Source organism: Desulfitobacterium sp. (genome assembly GCF_034927245.1).
Taxonomy (GTDB): Bacteria; Bacillota; Desulfitobacteriia; order Desulfitobacteriales; family Desulfitobacteriaceae; genus Desulfitobacterium_A.
Genome location: NZ_JAYFQK010000073.1, coordinates 1 through 3,044, shown reverse-complemented (window position 1 = coordinate 3,044; position 3,044 = coordinate 1). Strand labels below are relative to the sequence as shown.

Here is a 3,044-nt window from a genome sequence, read left to right as displayed (position 1 = left end):
GATTGGTTAGAATTAAGATTGCCGCCATCGGCAAAGATTTGCGAGAAAAAGAATAACCGCTGAAGGCGGTGAATCTAAAGTTAATAATTAAATGAAATTGGCAATGGGCACATTACCGCCAAAGAACTCAGTTCGCTACATGCTATCCGCTCTATCCGTAGCAACCAAATCAATGTAGTATCCTGAAGTATTACACTTGATGCTACATTGAGTATCCGACAACACCGTAAATGTATAAGCACTTGTTGGGGTTGTTCCAGGATTAACCACAAAATCAAACAATGCCCCATCAACAACCACACCTGAATTATTTTTCTTAACGCAGGTATAAGTAGTCGTTAGACCTTGTTTAATGTAATTGTCAAAAACTCTGCACATAGAAATAAACGGTTGGAACTGGGATAATTACCTCAAGACTAAAGAAGGAGGAATTATCTATGGCTCAAGAAGAGCAGTCCGTGCTCAGACGCCGGCAAGTTACCGATTTTCGTGCGTCGGGCCAAACCGCTGCTACATGGTGCTCAGAAAACAACCTAAAAATCTCTACGCTTCGGTATTGGCTGAATAAATGCAATCGCGAAGCCAAGGAAGATCAGAAACAAGAAACCTTTATCGAGTTGAAATCGACATCGTCTAAGGAAGTTCCGATCATTATGAAGATCGGAGGGGTTTCCATCGAGCTTTATTCAGGCTTTCAAATTGAAACCCTGCGTGATGCCATTAGGGCGCTTCGTACCTTATGAGTCTGAATGCTGATGGTTTAAGAATATTTCTTTCCTGCAAGCCCTGTGATATGCGAAAAAGTATCGAGGGCCTTACTACGTTGGTCCAAACCCAGCTTCAAATGGATCCCTTTGAAAACTGTCTTTACGTATTTTGTAATCGTACCTGTGACAAATGTAAAATCCTTCATTGGTCCAATAACGGCTGGTGGCTATACTACCGCAAGTTGAGCCGCGGTGTTTTCCGATGGAAGTTCTATGAAGACAAACAGGTTCTTGAGGTTTCCGAAAGGCAGTTTAGATGGCTGTTGGATGGTTTATCGATGGATCAACCCACGGCCCATAAACCCGTTAAACAACGGATTATTCTCTAATCGGCTTTCTAGAAAAATTTAAGAAAAAAACTGCTTCATTTTCCCCTGTTTTAGGGCCTTTTACCGCTATTATCCTGTGTTTTTACGCCCTATTCTTATATAATAGAGCTATGAATTACAAGATAGAAATTCCTCAAAAACCAAAACTGAATTATCGAGAAATGTCACGGGCCGAACTGGCTGTGCACTGCGAAAAACAGGATCAGGCCATTGCCGAGCTCACCCAGAGTCTGAACCGGCTTATGGAAATGATCCGATTGAGTAATCATCAAAAGTATGGAACCAGCGGGGATTCAGTAACCTACCCTGAGGGAGCAGAACAGCTTTGCCTTTTTAACGAAGTTGAAGTGACAGCCTCACACGGGGCAAAGGAACTGACCTTTGAAGAAGCGACCGAAAAGACGCCCAAAAAACCCAAACAAAAGGGTAAGCGTGAGCAGGATTTCAAAGATTTAGAGGTTACGATTATTGAACATGAGCTCCCGGCTGATCAACAAATTTGCCCGGTGTGTGCCAGCCCCATGCATGAAATGAAGGTAGAAGTAACAAAGACCCTGAAACTTGTACCGGCTCATTTTGTAGTTGAGGAACACCGCCGTCATGTCTATACCTGCCGTGAGTGTGAAAAGAATCAAGGCGAAGGCGATGAAATCCCCTTTGTTCGTGCAGATATGCCCAACTTGCCGATTCCCGGAAGCTTTGCCACCCCGGAACTCATTGCGGGCATCATCAACAGTAAATATACCAATGCCCTGCCCCTCGCCCGGATTGAGAAAGAGTTTGACCGTATGGACAGTGTCCGGATCTCCCGGCAGAACATGAGTAACTGGGTTCTCAAATGTTCAGAGGCATACTTTTCAAGGATCTATACCCATATGAGGAGTACCCTTCTGAGCAAAGATGTTTTACATGCGGATGAGACGTGGACTCGCGTTGTGCAGCAGGATGGCAGAGATGCGAAGAAGAAATGTTATGTCTGGGTTTACTGTAGCGGGGAACATGACGAGCCGATAATCTACTATGAATTCCATGAAAGCCGGGCTTCGGAATCGGCTCAGGAGTTTCTCAAGGACTATACCGGATTTTTGCATACCGATGGCTATGAGGTTTACCATCGTCTGGACCCTGGGATCACGGTAGTGGGCTGCCTCGCTCACATAAAACGCAAATTTACGGATGCCATTAAGGCATTGAGTCCGGAGGAGCAAAAGAAAACGGTCTGCTTCAAAGGACAGGAATACTGCGACTATTTATTCCATATCGAAAAGAAATACAAGGATGCCGAACCAAAAGAACGGTATAACAAGCGTCTCACCCTCTTAAAACCGGTGATGGATGCCTTTTTGGTGTGGCTTAAAGAAACAAAGCCCCTTACGGTTCCCAAATCCCATGCCTATGAAGCCATAAATTATACGTTGAACCAGTGGCCGTATTTTGAAAACGTCCTTTTAGACGGTCGCTTGGAGCTAACCAATAATTTGGTTGAGCGAAGTATCCGCCCCTTCACTCTGGGGAGAAAGAATTGGGTTACGATGAAAACCGATCGGGGTGCAATTGACAGTTCTATAGTATACAGCATCGTACAGACTGCCCTGGTCAATAACCTGAAAGTTTATGAATATCTGGTTTATTTATTGAAAGAGATGCCCAATACCGATTTCAACCAATATCCGGAACGGATTGAGAAGTTTGTTCCTTGGTCGAAAGGGCTTCCGGCTAACTGTTACAAAACTAAAAATTAGAAAATTCGGGTCCAGCCTTGGGGTTGGGCTTTTTTTTATTCATGTGCTTAGGATTTGACAATTACCTTACACCTACGAATAACGAAAGTGCCGGAAAGAAAAAGTCAGTAAGGATTTCAAGAGCTGGCTGTTATATTAAGCCGCTTCTAGTACAGTGTGCAACCGCTGTAGTTAAAAGCCAGAAGCATCCTGAAATCCGCAACCGC

General features: G+C 44.1%; 3 protein-coding genes and 1 pseudogene. All 4 read left to right on the top strand.

Annotated elements, in window-relative coordinates:
• Positions 1-437: 437 nt before the first annotated feature.
• The gene (gene tnpA / locus VB077_RS15765; RefSeq protein ID WP_323416213.1) at positions 438-743 is read left to right on the top strand and encodes an IS66 family insertion sequence element accessory protein TnpA; all 306 of its coding nucleotides are present in this window, start codon (positions 438-440) and stop codon (positions 741-743) included.
• On the top strand, positions 740-1,096 hold the full coding sequence (gene tnpB / locus VB077_RS15760) for an IS66 family insertion sequence element accessory protein TnpB (protein ID WP_323416212.1): 357 nt from the start codon (positions 740-742) through the stop codon (positions 1,094-1,096). Before tnpA ends, tnpB begins: the two co-directional genes overlap by 4 nt.
• A 110-nt stretch (positions 1,097-1,206) precedes the next feature.
• Complete coding sequence (tnpC, locus tag VB077_RS15755; protein WP_323416211.1) at positions 1,207-2,838, top strand: IS66 family transposase; 1,632 nt, start codon at positions 1,207-1,209, stop codon at positions 2,836-2,838.
• A gap of 65 nt (positions 2,839-2,903) precedes the next feature.
• A pseudogene (locus VB077_RS15750) lies at positions 2,904-3,044 on the top strand (transposase); the annotation flags it as partial.

Bases quoted from the DNA above. Each gene is read 5' to 3' on its own strand.
- tnpA (WP_323416213.1), top strand. From the start codon at position 438: ATGGCTCAAGAAGAGCAGTCCGTGCTCAGACGCCGGCAAGTTACCGAT.
- tnpB (WP_323416212.1), top strand. From the start codon at position 740: ATGAGTCTGAATGCTGATGGTTTAAGAATATTTCTTTCCTGCAAGCCC.
- tnpC (WP_323416211.1), top strand. From the start codon at position 1,207: ATGAATTACAAGATAGAAATTCCTCAAAAACCAAAACTGAATTATCGA.